This is a genomic window from Streptomyces sp. NPDC096310, assembly GCF_044763125.1.
GTDB lineage: Bacteria > Actinomycetota > Actinomycetes > Streptomycetales > Streptomycetaceae > Streptomyces.
This window is the reverse complement of sequence record NZ_JBIWFO010000003.1, coordinates 168,075-182,472: the sequence shown is the minus strand read 5'-3', so window position 1 is coordinate 182,472 and position 14,398 is coordinate 168,075. Positions and strand designations below refer to the sequence as shown.

Annotated in this window: 16 protein-coding genes, 1 tRNA gene and 1 pseudogene; 7 read left to right on the top strand and 11 right to left on the bottom strand. The window is 69.2% G+C overall.

The annotated features are described in order from the left end of the window. The first annotated feature begins 30 nt into the window (after positions 1 to 30). The 5 genes from bcp to ACIQ7D_RS09105 all read left to right on the top strand — a co-directional run bounded on the left by bcp (position 31) and on the right by ACIQ7D_RS09105 (position 3,838). Positions 31 to 498 (top strand): thioredoxin-dependent thiol peroxidase, encoded by a 468-nt coding sequence (gene bcp / locus ACIQ7D_RS09125; protein ID WP_403935406.1) that lies wholly within the window; start codon positions 31 to 33, stop codon positions 496 to 498. A gap of 146 nt (positions 499 to 644) precedes the next feature. Next, complete coding sequence (proP, locus tag ACIQ7D_RS09120; protein ID WP_403935404.1) at positions 645 to 2,141, top strand: glycine betaine/L-proline transporter ProP; 1,497 nt, start codon at positions 645 to 647, stop codon at positions 2,139 to 2,141. A gap of 119 nt (positions 2,142 to 2,260) precedes the next feature. Then, positions 2,261 to 2,887, top strand: a complete 627-nt coding sequence (locus tag ACIQ7D_RS09115; protein WP_403935402.1) for an HNH endonuclease signature motif containing protein — start codon at positions 2,261 to 2,263, stop codon at positions 2,885 to 2,887. Beyond that, positions 2,884 to 3,753, top strand: a complete 870-nt coding sequence (locus ACIQ7D_RS09110) for an HNH endonuclease (protein ID WP_403935400.1) — start codon at positions 2,884 to 2,886, stop codon at positions 3,751 to 3,753. The genes ACIQ7D_RS09115 and ACIQ7D_RS09110 overlap by 4 nt, the downstream gene beginning before the upstream one ends. 9 nt (positions 3,754 to 3,762) lie before the next feature. After that, positions 3,763 to 3,838 (top strand) — tRNA-Leu (locus tag ACIQ7D_RS09105). Positions 3,839 to 3,878: 40 nt separating this feature from the next. Here the strand turns inward: ACIQ7D_RS09105 and rdgB are convergent. The 3 genes and pseudogenes from rdgB to ACIQ7D_RS09090 all read right to left on the bottom strand — a co-directional run. Further along, on the bottom strand, positions 3,879 to 4,481 hold the full coding sequence (rdgB, locus tag ACIQ7D_RS09100) for an RdgB/HAM1 family non-canonical purine NTP pyrophosphatase (RefSeq protein WP_403935398.1): 603 nt from the start codon (positions 4,479 to 4,481) through the stop codon (positions 3,879 to 3,881). A gap of 61 nt (positions 4,482 to 4,542) precedes the next feature. Then, positions 4,543 to 5,274, bottom strand: a complete 732-nt coding sequence (gene rph / locus ACIQ7D_RS09095; RefSeq protein ID WP_403935396.1) for a ribonuclease PH — start codon at positions 5,272 to 5,274, stop codon at positions 4,543 to 4,545. Between the two features lie 141 nt (positions 5,275 to 5,415). Then, positions 5,416 to 5,658 (bottom strand): annotated as a pseudogene (locus ACIQ7D_RS09090) (glucose PTS transporter subunit EIIB); the annotation flags it as partial. 157 nt (positions 5,659 to 5,815) lie between these two features. Between ACIQ7D_RS09090 and ACIQ7D_RS09085 the strand changes: the two are divergent. Continuing rightward, complete coding sequence (locus ACIQ7D_RS09085; protein WP_403935394.1) at positions 5,816 to 7,105, top strand: PTS transporter subunit EIIC; 1,290 nt, start codon at positions 5,816 to 5,818, stop codon at positions 7,103 to 7,105. Between the two features lie 220 nt (positions 7,106 to 7,325). After that, positions 7,326 to 8,612, top strand: coding sequence for a PTS transporter subunit EIIC (locus ACIQ7D_RS09080; protein WP_403935392.1), 1,287 nt, complete (start codon positions 7,326 to 7,328; stop codon positions 8,610 to 8,612). 124 nt (positions 8,613 to 8,736) lie between these two features. On the opposite strand, the gene ACIQ7D_RS09075 is transcribed toward ACIQ7D_RS09080, so the two are convergent. The 8 genes from ACIQ7D_RS09075 to ACIQ7D_RS09040 all read right to left on the bottom strand — a co-directional run bounded on the left by ACIQ7D_RS09075 (position 8,737) and on the right by ACIQ7D_RS09040 (position 14,282). After that, positions 8,737 to 9,495, bottom strand: a complete 759-nt coding sequence (locus ACIQ7D_RS09075) for an MBL fold metallo-hydrolase (protein ID WP_403935390.1) — start codon at positions 9,493 to 9,495, stop codon at positions 8,737 to 8,739. Positions 9,496 to 9,812: 317 nt separating this feature from the next. After that, a complete protein-coding gene (locus tag ACIQ7D_RS09070; protein WP_403935388.1) occupies positions 9,813 to 10,763 on the bottom strand; it encodes a PLP-dependent cysteine synthase family protein in 951 nt (316 codons plus the stop codon). Next, a complete protein-coding gene (locus ACIQ7D_RS09065) occupies positions 10,763 to 11,068 on the bottom strand; it encodes a MoaD/ThiS family protein (RefSeq protein ID WP_403935386.1) in 306 nt (101 codons plus the stop codon). The genes ACIQ7D_RS09070 and ACIQ7D_RS09065 overlap by 1 nt, the downstream gene beginning before the upstream one ends. 157 nt (positions 11,069 to 11,225) lie before the next feature. After that, complete coding sequence (locus tag ACIQ7D_RS09060) at positions 11,226 to 11,342, bottom strand: putative leader peptide (protein ID WP_365812991.1); 117 nt, start codon at positions 11,340 to 11,342, stop codon at positions 11,226 to 11,228. A gap of 134 nt (positions 11,343 to 11,476) precedes the next feature. After that, the gene (locus ACIQ7D_RS09055; RefSeq protein ID WP_403935385.1) at positions 11,477 to 11,890 is read right to left on the bottom strand and encodes a Mov34/MPN/PAD-1 family protein; all 414 of its coding nucleotides are present in this window, start codon (positions 11,888 to 11,890) and stop codon (positions 11,477 to 11,479) included. 490 nt (positions 11,891 to 12,380) lie between these two features. Continuing rightward, complete coding sequence (locus tag ACIQ7D_RS09050) at positions 12,381 to 12,533, bottom strand: hypothetical protein (protein ID WP_403935383.1); 153 nt, start codon at positions 12,531 to 12,533, stop codon at positions 12,381 to 12,383. Beyond that, the gene (locus ACIQ7D_RS09045; RefSeq protein WP_403935381.1) at positions 12,530 to 12,910 is read right to left on the bottom strand and encodes a recombinase family protein; all 381 of its coding nucleotides are present in this window, start codon (positions 12,908 to 12,910) and stop codon (positions 12,530 to 12,532) included. The genes ACIQ7D_RS09050 and ACIQ7D_RS09045 overlap by 4 nt, the downstream gene beginning before the upstream one ends. Before the next feature lie 151 nt (positions 12,911 to 13,061). Then, positions 13,062 to 14,282 (bottom strand): helix-turn-helix domain-containing protein, encoded by a 1,221-nt coding sequence (locus tag ACIQ7D_RS09040; RefSeq protein ID WP_403935379.1) that lies wholly within the window; start codon positions 14,280 to 14,282, stop codon positions 13,062 to 13,064. Between the last annotated feature and the right edge of the window lie 116 nt (positions 14,283 to 14,398).

Here is a 14,398-nt window from a genome sequence, read left to right as displayed (position 1 = left end):
TACCGCCCCGCCCGACCTCGGAGGAGAACCATGAGCGAGCGACTGACCCCCGGCGACACCGCCCCCGCCTTCACCCTGCCCGACGCGGACGGCAAGGACGTCTCGCTCGCCGGCCACCGGGGCCGCAAGGTCATCGTCTACTTCTACCCCGCCGCGCTCACTCCCGGCTGCACCAAGCAGGCATGCGACTTCACGGACAACCTCGACCTGCTCGCCGGGGCCGGGTACGACGTCATCGGTGTCTCACCGGACAAGCCGGAGAAGCTGGCGAGGTTCCGCGACCAGGAGAACCTGAAGGTCACGCTGGTCGGCGACCCGTCCAAGGAGGTCCTGGAGCGCTACGGCGCCTTCGGTGAGAAGAAGATGTACGGCAAGACCGTGACGGGCGTGATCCGCTCCACGATCGTCGTCGACGAACAGGGCAAGGTCGAGCAGGCGTTCTACAACGTGCGGGCGACGGGCCACGTGGCGAAGATCATCAAAGACCTCGGTATCTGACGGATCCCGGCCCTGACGAACACGGATCGGGGCCCGAACGAACTCTGTGACCGAAGTCCCACTTCCGTGGGGCTTCGGTTTGCATCCGGCGCCACCGTGCAGAAGGTTCCCCTGGACTGTTCCACTCCGAGGAAAGGACCCGCGCCATGGCCGGCCAGGAGCACGAAGAGGCGGCCGACCCCGCAGCGGTCAAACGCCACCCCGCCCTTTTCCGCACCATCAAGCAGCGGAAGAACCCCAAACTCCGCCGGTCGGACATCACCGTCACCGACGAACAGGCGGTCAAGCGGGCCGTGAAAGCCGCCTCCCTGGGTAACGCCATGGAGTGGTTCGACTTCGGTATCTACAGCTATCTCGCCGTCACCATCGGCCATGTCTTCTTCCCGTCCGGGAACCCCACGATCGAACTGCTCTCCTCCTTCGCGACCTTCGCCGTCGCCTTTCTCGTACGGCCACTCGGGGGAATGTTCTTCGGCCCTCTGGGTGACCGGCTCGGCCGCAAGAAAATCCTGGCGCTGACCATGATGCTGATGGCGGTCGGCACCTTCGCCATCGGCCTGATCCCCTCGTACGGCACGATCGGCCTCTGGGCCCCGGCGCTGCTGATCCTCTTCCGGCTGGTCCAGGGCTTCTCCACGGGCGGCGAGTACGGCGGCGCGTCCACCTTCATCGCCGAGTACGCCCCCGACAAGCGCCGCGGCTACTTCGGCAGCTTCCTCGAATTCGGCACCCTCGCCGGGTACGTCGGCGCCGCCGGGCTGGTCACCGCGCTCACCGCGGCCCTCGGCTCCGACACGATGGAGGCGTGGGGCTGGCGCGTACCGTTCCTGGTCGGCGGCCCGCTCGGACTCGTCGGCCTCTATCTGCGGCTGCGCCTCGACGAGACGCCCGCCTTCCAGAAGCTGGAGGCGGAGAGCGCACACGCCTCGGAGGCGGCGGACACGGTGGAGGCCACGACGAAGGACGACCTCGCCAAGATCTTCCGCCAGTACTGGCCCTCGCTGATCCTGTGCATCGCGCTCGTCGGCGCGTACAACATCACGGACTACATGCTGCTGTCGTACATGCCGACCTATCTCTCGGACCAGCTCGGCTACAGCGAGACGCACGGCCTGCTGATCCTGCTGGGCGTGATGGTCGCACTGATGCTGATCATCAACCAGGTCGGCAAGCTGAGCGACCACTACGGCCGCAAGCCGCTGCTGATGAGCGGCATGCTCGGCTTCTTCTTCCTCTCCCTGCCGGCCTTCCTGCTGATCAAACAGGGCAGCATCCCGGCGATCGTGGGGGGCATGCTGATGCTCGGCCTCTCCCTGGTCTGCCTCCTGGGCACCATGTCGGCCGCGCTCCCGGCGCTCTTCCCGACGCACGTCCGGTACGGCTCGCTCTCGGTCGGCTACAACCTCTCCGCCTCCCTCTTCGGCGGCACGACCCCCTTGGTGATCACCGGCCTGATCAGCCTGACGGGCGACGACCTGATGCCCGCGTACTACGCGATGGCGGCGGCGCTGGTGGGCGTGATCGCGGTGGCCTGCATGAAGGAAACGGCCCAGAAGCCCCTGACGGGCTCCCCGCCCTCGGTGGAGACACCGGAGGAAGCCGTGGAACTGGTCCAGTCCCAGACCCCGGAACCCAGGTTCTGACCCCTCCACCACCTCGCCCGCACCTCGGACGGCTGCGCCGGATGGCGTAACCGTCCGATATCCGGTTCGTTACTCAGTGCGATGCCGCGAACGCGCGGCCGGACCGAGGAGGACGAGCGATGCCGGTGAAGTACACCCGCACACTGCTGGAAGAGGCGGCGCGGGAAACGACCAACTTCGATGACGCGGTGCGATGGTGCGGTGGCGAACCGACGCCCGGAAGCCGCCGGTATATCCGGGTCCGGATGGCCGAGGCGGGCGTCGACACCTCGCACTTCGTCACCACGTGGGTGCGCCACAGCGAGGAGACGCTTCGCCAACTGGTCGCCCGCTCCCGGAGCGTCGCCGAGGTCGTACGCAGGCTGGGGATCAGCCCGGTGGGAGGCAACGAGGCCCATATCGGTCGCCGGATAGCGTCTTCCGGCATCGACACCTCGCACTTCCTGCGCACCCCTCGGGGGCGCAGGAAACCCCCTCCGGCCGACCGCATGGTCCTCGGCTCCCCGTCGGACGGCAGGGTCCCGGTGGAGCGCCTGCGTCGCGAATTGGCCCGCTCGGGTGTCGAGGAATCCTGCGCGATGTGCGGCAACGGCCGTGAATGGAACGGCAAACCGTTACGGCTCGAAGTGGATCACATCAGTGGGGACTGGTGGGACAACCGGCTGGAGAATCTACGGCTGCTGTGCCCGAACTGCCACGCCGTCACGGACACTTATCGCGGCCGAAAGCGCAGGGCGTCGATATGACCACGTACCGCCGATACCCCCGCGATCTCCTGGTACGCGCGGCCGCCGAAGCCACCAGCGAGGTCGACCTGCTGCGGATACTGGGAACTCCCCTGGGAAGCGCTCCCCTTCGCTACGTACGCCAACGCCTTGAGCATTACGGTATCGATACCTCCCATTTCCGCGAGGAACGCCTCCCCGAGCGGGAACGCCGTTCCTACACGAAGGAGTTGCTGGCGGAAGCCGCCGCCCACACGCACAGTATCCGGGAAATGCTGGAGTACCTGGGCTTCCCGCCGTGCGACAGCCCGTACGGGTACATCCGAAAAAGGCTGGACCAATTCGGTATCGACACCTCCCACTTCACCCGGAGGTACGGACGGGGCACGGGCATTGTTCCCCTGAGTGAGCTGGCTCCGGCTGTCGCCGCTTCCGCGAGTATCGCCGGTGTCATCGACCTCCTCGGGCTGCGTCGGGGCGGGGCGGCCCGTGCGCGGGTGAAGCGCAGTATCGCGGCCCACGGTCTGTCCGATGCCCACTTCACCGGTCAGGGCCACACTCGTAACGTGCCCTCCCCGCGACGGAAATCCGCGGCCGAGACTCTGCGGCGTCTTCCTCCCGGATCGCCGCGCGCCAAGACCGTGATACTGAGGCGCGCGCTCGACGAGACCGAGATACCGCGCGTGTGCGCCGAGTGCGGTCTCGGCGATATCTGGCAGGGCAAACGGCTGGTGCTGGAGATCGATCACATCAACGGCGACCGGCTGGACAACCGGGCGGAGAACCTGCGCTACCTCTGTCCCTCGTGCCACAGCCAGACGCGCACCTTCTCGAAGCGTTCGCCGCGCGTCGCCGCCCCTCCCCAAGCCGTTGGAGAGACCCGGTAAAGTGAGGGCGGGGCCGTAGCCCAACTTGGCAGGAGGCACCACTTTTAGGTAGTGGACAGTGCGAGTTCGAGTCTCGTCGGCCCCACTGCGAAGGGGCGTGGCACCTGATGTGCCACGCCCCGCTCTCAGCCCAGCAGCTCCCGTACCGCCGGCACCAGCGCCCGGAACGCCTTGCCGCGATGGCTGATCGCGTTCTTCTCCGACGCCGTCAGTTCCGCGCAGGTTCGCGTCTCGCCGTCCGGCTGGAGGATCGGGTCGTAGCCGAAGCCGCCGGTGCCCGCCGGGGCGGTGCGGAGTGCGCCGGGGAGGCGGCCTTCCACCACGCGTTCCGTGCCGTCCGGGAGGGCCAGGGCCGCCGCGCAGGCGAAGTGGGCGGTGCGGTGGGGTGGGGCGATGTCGGCGAGTTGGGCCAGGAGGAGGTCCAGGTTGGCGCGGTCGTCGCCGTGGGTGCCCGACCAGCGGGCGGAGAAGATGCCGGGGGCGCCGCCCAGGACGTCGACGCAGAGGCCGGAGTCGTCGGCCACGGCCGGGAGGCCGGTGGCGGTGGCGAGGGCGTGGGCCTTGAGGAGGGCGTTCTCCGCGAAGGTGACGCCGGTCTCCTTGACGTCGGGGATGTCGGGGTACTCCTGCGCCCCGACCAGCTCGTGCGGCAGGCCGGCGTCCGCGAGGATGGCCTTGAGTTCGGTGATTTTCCCGGCGTTGCGGGTGGCGAGGATCAGGCGGGTCATGCCGACCAGTATCCGTACCGTACGAGCGTGCCGGACGGCCGCCCGTACGGTACGGGGGTTGTCAGGCCGTGCGGGCCAGCGCCGCGTTCTGGAGGGCCGCGAGGTCGACGCAGCCGGCCGTCGCGAGGTCCAGGAGGGCGTTCAGTTCCTTGCGGTCGAAGGGCTCGGCCTCGGCCGTGCCCTGGACCTCGACGAAGCGGCCGTCGCCGGTGCAGACGACGTTCATGTCGGTCTCGGCGCGGACGTCCTCCTCGTAGCGGAGGTCGAGGAGCGGCAGGCCGTCGACGATGCCGACGCTGACGGCGGCGACGGTGCCGGTGAGCGGGCGGCGGCCGGCCTTGACGATCTTCTTGCCCTGGGCCCAGGTGATGGCGTCGGCGAGGGCGACGTACGCGCCGGTGATGGCGGCGGTGCGGGTGCCGCCGTCGGCCTGGAGGACGTCGCAGTCGAGGACGACGGTGTTCTCGCCGAGCGCCTTGTAGTCGATGACGGCGCGCAGGGAGCGGCCGATGAGGCGGCTGATCTCGTGGGTGCGTCCGCCGATCTTGCCGCGTACGGATTCGCGGTCGCCGCGGGTGTTGGTGGCGCGGGGCAGCATGGAGTATTCGGCGGTGACCCAGCCTTCGCCGCTGCCCTTGCGCCAGCGGGGGACGCCTTCGCTGACGGAGGCGGTGCAGAAGACCTTGGTGTCACCGAAGGAGATGAGGACGGAGCCCTCGGCGTGCTTGCTCCAGCCACGTTCGATGGTGACGGGGCGGAGCTGTTCGGGGGTGCGGCCGTCGATTCGAGACATGGCCGTGAGCCTATCGGGACGTGGGGAGGGGCCTGATCCGGCGGTGGTGGCCGTGGTCGGATTCAGGCCCCGTGCCCGCGCCCGCGCCCGTGCCCGCGCCCCGTGCCTCTTCGTCTTTGACTTCGTCTTTGTCGCGTCGCTTTACATCATGTCTTCGATGTCGGCCGCGATGGGGTCGGCGTCCGTTCCGATGACCACCTGGACCGCGGTGCCCATCTTGACCACGCCATGGGCTCCGGCCGCCTTGAGCGCGGCCTCGTCGACGAGGTCGGGGTCGACGACTTCGGTGCGGAGGCGGGTGATGCAGCCCTCGATCTCCTCGATGTTGTCGAGCCCGCCGAGCCCGGCGACGATCTTCTCAGCCTTGGTGGCCATGTCTTTCTCCCTGACGTTCGAACACGGACCGTTTTGTCACCGTAACGCACGGTTGGCTCATCTTCGCGGGCGAGCGGTCACGCCGTACCGAATGATGGCGGGAGAAGCCTAACTCAACTGGTCTACACCAGTCATGGAGGGATGGGAGAGGAATGGGGGAACGCCGATGAGCGCCGACGGCGCCGCCGTGCCGCGGCAGCCGGCGGGGCGGCGGAAGGGGCCGTGGAGCGGTCGGTGGAACGGTCTGTTCCAGGGGCTCCAGAAGGTGGGCCGGAGCCTCCAGCTCCCGGTGGCCGTACTGCCCGCCGCCGGTCTGCTGGTCAGTCTGGGCAATCTCTTCTCGGCGTATCTGCACGGGCCGTTCTGGGACCGTACGGCGAAGGTGTTCACCCAGGGCGGCACGGCGATCCTCGACGGGGCGTTCGGGCTGCCGCTGCTCTTCTGCATCGGCGTGGCGATCGGTTTCGCGAAGAAGGCGGACGGGTCGACGGCGCTCGCCGCGGTGGCCGGCTTTCTCGTCTACCACAACGTACTGGCCGCGTTCCCGGTCGACGGCACGGTGACGAAGGCGGTGCCGGAGGGGGTGCCGCAGAATCCGGGGGTGCTCGGGGGCATTCTGATCGGGCTGCTGACGGCGGTGGTGTGGCAGCGGTTCCACCGGACGCGGCTGGTGGACTGGCTGGGGTTCTTCAACGGGCGGCGGCTGGTGCCGATCCTGATGGCGTTCCTCTGCGTGGTGCTGGGCGTGGCCTTCGGGCTGCTGTGGCAGCCGGTGGGGGACGCGCTGACGGCGTTCGCGAAGCAGCTCATCGGGCTGGGTGCCTGGGGTGCGGGGATCTTCGGGGTGGCGAACCGGCTGCTCATCCCGATCGGGATGCATCAGTTCCTGAATACGTTCTTCTGGTTCCAGGCGGGTTCGTTCACGAAGCCGGACGGCACGGTCGTGCAGGGCGATCTGACGCGGTTCTTCGCCGGGGATCCTTCGGCGGGGCAGTTCATGTCGGGGTTCTTCCCGATCATGATGTTCGGGCTGCCGGCCGCGGCGCTGGCCATCACGCACTGCGCGCGCCCGGAGCACCGTAAGCGGATCGCGGGGCTGATGCTCTCCGTCGCGCTGACGTCGTTCGTCACGGGGGTGACGGAGCCGCTGGAGTTCTCGTTCATGTTCGCGGCGCCGTTGCTGTACGGGGCGCACGCGCTGCTGACGGGCGCTTCGATGGCGATCACCTGGGCGCTGGGGGTGCACGCGGGGTTCAGCTTCTCGGCGGGGCTGATCGACTATGTGGTGAACTGGCATCTGGACACGAAGCCCTGGCTGATCATTCCGATCGGCCTCTGTTTCGCGGTGGTCTACTACGTGGTCTTCCGGGTGGCGATCACCGTGTTCGACATTCCGACGCCGGGGCGGGAGCCCGAGGAGCTGGAGACGGCGGTCGAGGAGCAGAACACGAGGTAGCCCGACCGGTCCGCGCGCCCCCGGGGCCACCGGAGCGATCCGCCCGAGCCGCCCGAGTCGTCCGCCTGCACGATCCGTCTGGGCGATCGAGTAACCCAGGTCACATTCTTCGCCGAATTAGGGCGGTTCCTTATCCGTTCCTCACCGTGTACAACTGGTCTAAACCATTGAGTGGTGTAGACCACGCGGCCTCGTGCCGCGTTCCCCCTGGAGGAAGTTGATGTCCACGGCCAGCGCCGCGCCCGCGGCGGAGAACAAGCCCGCTGCGGAGAAGCCGAAAAGGGGCAGCGGCCTGATGTCCGTGATGCAGCGTATCGGGCGCAGCCTGATGCTGCCCGTCGCGGTCCTGCCCGCCGGGGCGCTGCTCGTCCGGCTCGGGAACGGGGACATGCTCGGCCGTGACTCGTTCCCCGCGTTCGTCACGAAGATCGCGGGCTTCATGGCCGCGGGCGGCAACGCGATCCTGGACAACATGCCACTGCTGTTCGCCGTCGGTATCGCGATCGGTTTCGCGAAGAAGGCGGACGGCTCGACCGCGCTCGCCGCCGTCACCGGCTATCTGGTCTTCAAGAACGTGCTGGCCACCTTCACCGACTCGAACCTGCCCAAGGTGGCGCAGGTGGTGGACGGCAAGATCGTGATGACGGACGCGCCCGTCGACGCGAAGGTCCTGGGCGGTGTGGTGATGGGCGTCGTGGTGGCCCTGCTGTACCAGAAGTTCTACCGGACGAAGCTGCCGGACTGGGCGGGCTTCTTCGGCGGCCGCCGTCTCGTACCGATCCTCTCCGCGTTCGCCGGGCTCGCGATCGGCATCGTCTTCGGCTACATATGGCCGGTTCTGGGCGCCGGGCTGCACAACCTCGGTGAGTGGCTGGTGGGTTCGGGCGCGGTCGGCGCGGGCATCTTCGGTGTCGTCAACCGTGCGCTGATCCCGGTCGGGATGCACCATCTCCTCAACTCGTTCCCGTGGTTCCAGGCCGGTACGTTCGAGGGCAAGAGCGGTGACATCAACCGCTTCCTGGCGGGCGACCCGACGGCCGGGCAGTTCATGACCGGCTTCTTCCCCATCATGATGTTCGCGCTCCCGGCGGCCTGTCTGGCCATCACGCACTGCGCGCGCCCCGAGCGCCGCAAGGCCGTCGGCGGCATGATGCTCTCGCTCGCGCTGACCGCGTTCGTGACCGGGGTCACCGAGCCGATCGAGTTCACGTTCATGTTCATCGCGCCGGTGCTGTACGCGATCCACGCCGTGCTGACCGGGGTGTCCATGGCGCTGACCTGGGCCCTGGGCATGAAGGACGGCTTCGGCTTCTCGGCGGGCGCGGTCGACTACTTCCTCAACCTGGGGATCGCGACCAACCCGTGGGGCCTCGCGCTGGTCGGGCTCTGTTTCGCGGCCCTCTACTACGCGATCTTCCGCTTCGCGATCATCCGGTTCAACATCCCGACGCCGGGGCGGGAGTCGGACGAGGAACTGGCCGAACTCCTCAAGGCCGAGGCCAAGTAGCCGGCTCCCCGAGAGGGTTCTCCCCAGGCCCCGTGGGCCCGGCCGATGTCAGGACGGCCGGGGCCCACGGTCGCGTACGGGTACGGGTACGGGTACGTGCGCGGCGTACGTCCCGTACGCCGCGTCAGATCTCGTAGACCGCGCCGGGAACCGCCAGCTCGGCCGGGCCCGCGTACACGTCGCGCGCGTCGGTCAGGTTCCGGTCCCCGTCGGTCCACGGCGGCACATGCGTGAGGACGAGCCTGCGGGCCCGGGCCCGGGCCGCGTGCGCGCCGGCCTCGCGGCCGTTGAGGTGCAGGCCCACGACGTCCTCCTTGCCGTATGTGAAGGCCGCCTCGCAGAGGAAGAGGTCCGTCTCCTCGGCCAGCTCGACCAGCGGTTCGCAGACGCCGGTGTCACCGGAGTACGTGAGGGATCTGCCGCCGTGCTCGACGCGGATCGCGAAGGTGTCGACCGGGTGCGCGACCTTCTCCGTACGGACGGAGAACGGGCCGATGTCGAAGGAGCCCGAGCCGGGTTTGAGCGTGTGGAAGTCGAAGACCTCGCTCATGGACTTGTCCGTGGGGGTGTCCGCGTACGCCGTGGTGAGTCGCTGTTCGGTGCCCTCGGGCCCGTAGACGGGGATCGGGTCGCAGCGTCCGCCGTCGAAGCGGTAGTAGCGCGCGACGAAGTAGGCGCACATGTCGATGCAGTGGTCGGCGTGGAGATGGCTGAGGAAGATGGCGTCGAGGTCGTAGAGACCAACATGGCGCTGCAACTCGCCAAGGGCGCCATTACCCATGTCGAGGAGCAGCCGGAAGCCGTCGGCCTCTACGAGGTAACTGGAGCAGGCCGATCCCGCGGCGGGGAACGAGCCCGAACAGCCGACGACGGTGAGCTTCATGGAGCGGGAACCTCCGTGGCGTGGACGGCGGGGCGACGGGGGTCGTGCGGTGCGGAGGCCGCGCCGCCAGGCGCCGCCCGTCGCCCCGCGACGCCGCCCCGCCTGTCCGCTCGACCTCTTACCGAGCGTAAAGCGCGAAACGGCCGGTCGCTCCTCCACAGTGGTCCGTTGTGGGGGAACTCACCCAGGACGTCACTGGTTCGGATGGTCCGTACGGGCGGGCCCCGCTCCACGCCGCGGGGCCCGCGCCGTCCCGTACTCAGCCTGTGCTCCGTCCGTGGGCCGTCCGTACTCCCCCGGCCGGCCGCCGCGGACCGCTACGCCCAGAGCTGGCCGTGCAGCGTCTCGATCGCCTCTTCCGTCGTCGCCGCCGTGTAGACGCCGGTCGACAGGTACTTCCAGCCGCCGTCCGCCACGACGAAGACGATGTCGGCGCTCTCCCCCGCCTTGACGGCCTTCCGGCCCACGCCGATCGCCGCGTGCAGGGCCGCGCCGGTGGAGACGCCCGCGAAGATGCCTTCCTGCTGGAGGAGTTCGCGGGTACGGGTGACGGCGTCGGCGGAGCCGACGGAGAAGCGGGTGGTGAGGACCGAGGCGTCGTACAGCTCAGGGACGAAGCCCTCGTCGAGGTTGCGCAGCCCGTAGACGAGGTCGTCGTAGCGGGGCTCGGCGGCGACGATCTGGACGCCGGGGACGTGCTCGCGCAGATAGCGGCCGACGCCCATGAGCGTGCCCGTGGTGCCGAGGCCCGCCACGAAGTGGGTGACGGAGGGCAGGTCGGCCAGGATCTCCGGGCCGGTGGTGGCGTAGTGGGCGCCCGCGTTGTCGGGGTTGCCGTACTGGTAGAGCATCACCCAGGAGGGGTTCTCCGCGGCGAGTTCCTTCGCCACCCGTACGGCGGTGTTGGAGCCGCCCGCCGCGGGGGACGGGACGATCTCGGCCCCCCACATGGTGAGCAGGTCGCGCCGCTCCTGCGAGGTGTTCTCCGGCATCACACAGACGATGCGGTAGCCCTTGAGCCTGGCCGCCATGGCGAGCGAGATGCCGGTGTTGCCGCTGGTCGGCTCCAGGATGGTGCAGCCCGGGGTGAGCCGGCCGTCCTTCTCCGCCTGCTCGACCATGTGGAGCGCGGGCCGGTCCTTGACGGAGCCGGTCGGGTTACGGTCCTCCAGCTTGGCCCAGAGCCGTACGTCCTCCGAGGGGGACAGCCGGGGGAGCCGGACCAGGGGGGTGTTGCCGACCGCCGCGAGCGGGGAGTCGTACCGCATCAGACGGCGCGCGTCGCGTCGGGCGCGCCGCCGGCCACGGCCGGGAGGATGGTGACGCTGTCGCCGTCGGCGAGTTCGGTGGCGATGCCGTCCAGGAAGCGGACGTCCTCGTCGTTGAGGTAGACGTTGACGAAGCGGCGGAGCTGGTTGTCCTTGGCGGGGTCGATCAGCCGCTCCCGGATGCCGGCGTGCCGGGTGTCGAGGTCGGCGAACAGCTCGGAGAGCGTGCCTCCGGTGCCCTCGACCGCCTTGGCGCCGTCGGTGTAGGTGCGGAGGATGGTCGGGATGCGGACCTCGATGGCCATGGCGTGGGCTCCTGTCGGGAGGCTTCGTGGTGGGCGGGAGACTGCGTGACGGGCGCGCGGCTCGGGCCCCCGCGCGAGGGGGTGTGCGGTGACGGAGGTGCGAGGACGTGCGGATGACGTCCGGGTACGGGAGACCGCGCTCCGGGCGGGCCGTCGCTCAGCCGGCGGCGCGGCCGGGACAGATGGCACTGGCGAGGCGGCACAGATCGACGTGCAGCCGCGCCACGAGCAGCGGTGTGCTCGGCGTCTTGTCACTCACGTCGATGGAAACCATGCACTCATCGTATCGATTCCCGTTTGGCGCCCGGGCATGCGTTCCCATGGGGTGGACGCTTGACGTCCACGGAGTGGACGGGCGGGCGGACAGGGCTGGTGGACGGGCCGGTAACTGGGCCGATGGCCGGGCCCTCAGACGATCTCGACGGGCTCTTCCTCTACCGCGCCGTCCACGATGCGGTACGAACGGAACTGGAAGGGGCCCGAGCCGTCGGTGTCGGCGGTGGAGACCAGCACGTAGTGGGCGCCGGGCTCGTTGGCGTAGGTGATGTCCGTACGGGACGGATACGCCTCGGTCGCGGTGTGCGAGTGGTAGATGATCACCGGCTCCTCGTCCCGGTCGTCCATCTCGCGGTAGAGCTTGAACAGGTCCGCCGAGTCGAACTCGTAGAAGGTCGGCGAGCGGGCGGCGTTCAGCATGGGAATGAACCGCTCGGCCCGGCCGCTCCCCTCGGGGCCGGCGACGACGCCGCACGCCTCGTCGGGGTGGTCGGCTCGCGCGTGCGCGACGATCTGGTCGTGCAGGGCCTGGGTGATGGTGAGCATGAAGAAAATATAGAGGGACCGGCGCCGGGGCTGTAAGGCGGCGCTCAGCGGCGGGCGGCCCGAACGATCAGGGTGCCGATGTGGCCGGGGATCGGGGCGTCCAGTGGGCCCCCAGCGCTCCGAGGCGTTGTCGACCATGACGGGCGAGAGGTCGATCCTCGTGCCGGGCGTCCCACAGCTCGCGCTCCGAGTCGTAGTTGTGCTGGGCGGGCAACGCGCTTCCTCCGAAAGGCCGTTGAGCGGATGCGGGTGCCCTGCCCGGGGACCGGGGCAGGGCACTTCAGGCGTCAGTGGCTGTCGGGCGCCTTGTCGTCGCACGGTGAGCCGTCCGCGCCGTCGTGCGCCTTGCACGGGTTCTTGTCGGCTCACTCCGACCGACCGGGGCGGTGGATGCGGGCCCGGCCACGCACGGCCGGGCCCGCCGCCCCGCGTACCGCCGTTCGGGGCCGGTGGCGCGCGGGAGATCGGGAGGACCAGTGGGGTGCCGCTGTCACGCGGTGCCCGGCTCGACCGGTTCGTCGGGCAGGTCCTCCGCCGTGACGGGCGGGCCGTGCCACAGCAGGGTGATGCCGTGCTCGGCGCAGGCGGCGGCCTCGTCGTCCTCGTACGGGAAGTCGTGGCCGCCCCCGGGGCATCGCGTCACCACGCCTCCTGCCCGAGGAGCACGCCGGCGACCCGGTCACCCTCCCCGAAGGTGGTGGCGGTGCTGCCGCCCGCCCCGGCGACCCGTCTCTGGTACGCGAACCGGTCGCCGTAACGGGTGAGGCGGTCCCAGTGATGGACCAGACAGATCCGGGCGCGCCCACCCGGGATCCCGCGCATGAGGGTCACCAGCTCGTCGAACCGGGGGCGGTGCGCATCGCTCAGGGCGTCGTCCCCGAGGTCGACCCACCGGCCCGCGATCTCCCAGCCCTGCGCCAACGCCCAGTTCCGGCATCCCTCCAGACGGAGGTCGAGGACGGCGCGGGCGCGGGGGCTGGCGTGGCGGTCGTAGATGAACGCGAGGGGTGGCTCGGACATGGTCGGCTCCTGAGACTGCACGGGGCGCGACGTCGGCCTCACCCGGCGGGGCTCGGCCGACGCCGCCTCACACAGGTCACGCTATGGAACAGCCCGGTCACAGCCCAGTGGCAGGTTGTCCCAGTTTGCGGATCAGGTAGGACGCACCGCCCTACCCGACCAGACCAAGACGGTCGGCCAGCCCAAGAAGTGCCGTGTCGCTGCGGGAGGAGCGCTCTCGCAGGTCCTCGACCAGGCGGCGGGACGTGGCGTGATAGCGCAGCCACTCGGGTGCTTCCTCCTCCGCCTTCAGCAGGGCGTTCCCGGAAGCCCCGTCCTTGCCCAGGTCGTTGTAGGCGAGTGCCCTGTCCACATGGAAGCGGGCGCGCCAGGTCGGTGGCAGCGACTCAAGGTTCGCAACGGTGCGCGCGGCCTGGATCGCCTCGTCGCTCTTCTCCATCTCGACCAGGAAGTTCACGCGTGCGACAGAGGCATTCGTCGGCCCGAAGGGGGTGGCATAGACCGTGATGTCGTTGCCCATGCTCTCGGCGGCGCCCTTCGCCATCCGCAGCAGGTCCTTCACCGCCTCGTGTCGTTCCTGCCGTACGGCAGCGGTCGCCGCGCGCAGCAGCAGAACCCCCCACAACGCCAGCTCCGAGGGGGTGGAACGAAAGGACGGCTCGATCTGTTCGGCACGAGCCAGGGCTACTTGCTCCGCGTCCGCGAGACGCCCCTGCTTGGTGAAGACCCACGAGAGAGTTGACGCGGCCAGCGTTTCCAGGTTCGGATCGTCGCTCTGCCGGATGGCGGCGAGGGAACGCTCCATCGCGGTGAACGCCGCGTCCTCCTTGCCGAGCGCGGTGAGGGTGGTCGCTGCGACCTGGTAGGCCACTGCGAGGACGGAATTGGCTGCCGCGCCATCGCTCCCGGTGTAGGTGTGGGTTGCGGCTCGGGCGTCCCTGATGAGTTGGGGAAGGATGATTCCGATCTCGGACATGCGGCCCTCACGCCGGATGGTCTCGGTCGATTTCAAGGAAGCGCGCAGGTCGGCGATGGTCGGAGGGTCCTCCGGGTCGGTATCGCCACTCAGTAGATCCGCTACTGGGGATACGGCTTGACGAAGAGCCAGCACGGACGGCAGGCCGTCGTCCGTGGTGTCCCGCACGTCGAATGTGGTGGGCTGCCCGACGAGATAGCTGGGCTCGGTGTCCAACGCCTGGGCCAGCGCATTGATACTGGAGAGCCGGGCGGTCTTTCGGCGTCCCTGCTCCAGCTTGCGGATCACGTCGACGGACAGTGCCGCTCGCTCGGACAGTTGCTCCTGGGTCATGTTTCGCCGTTGCCGTAGTTCTGCGAGACGGTCACCCAAGCTCGATTTCGCGGTTGAACTCATCGGTACCCCCACCAGAAGGTGAGGTTCCACGGTACGCCCGCCAGGGAAACGCCCCTTCGCCCCGGCCGGGGCGAAGGGGCGCGGCGGGAGCTACGCAGGGGGGCGTCCCCCGTGTG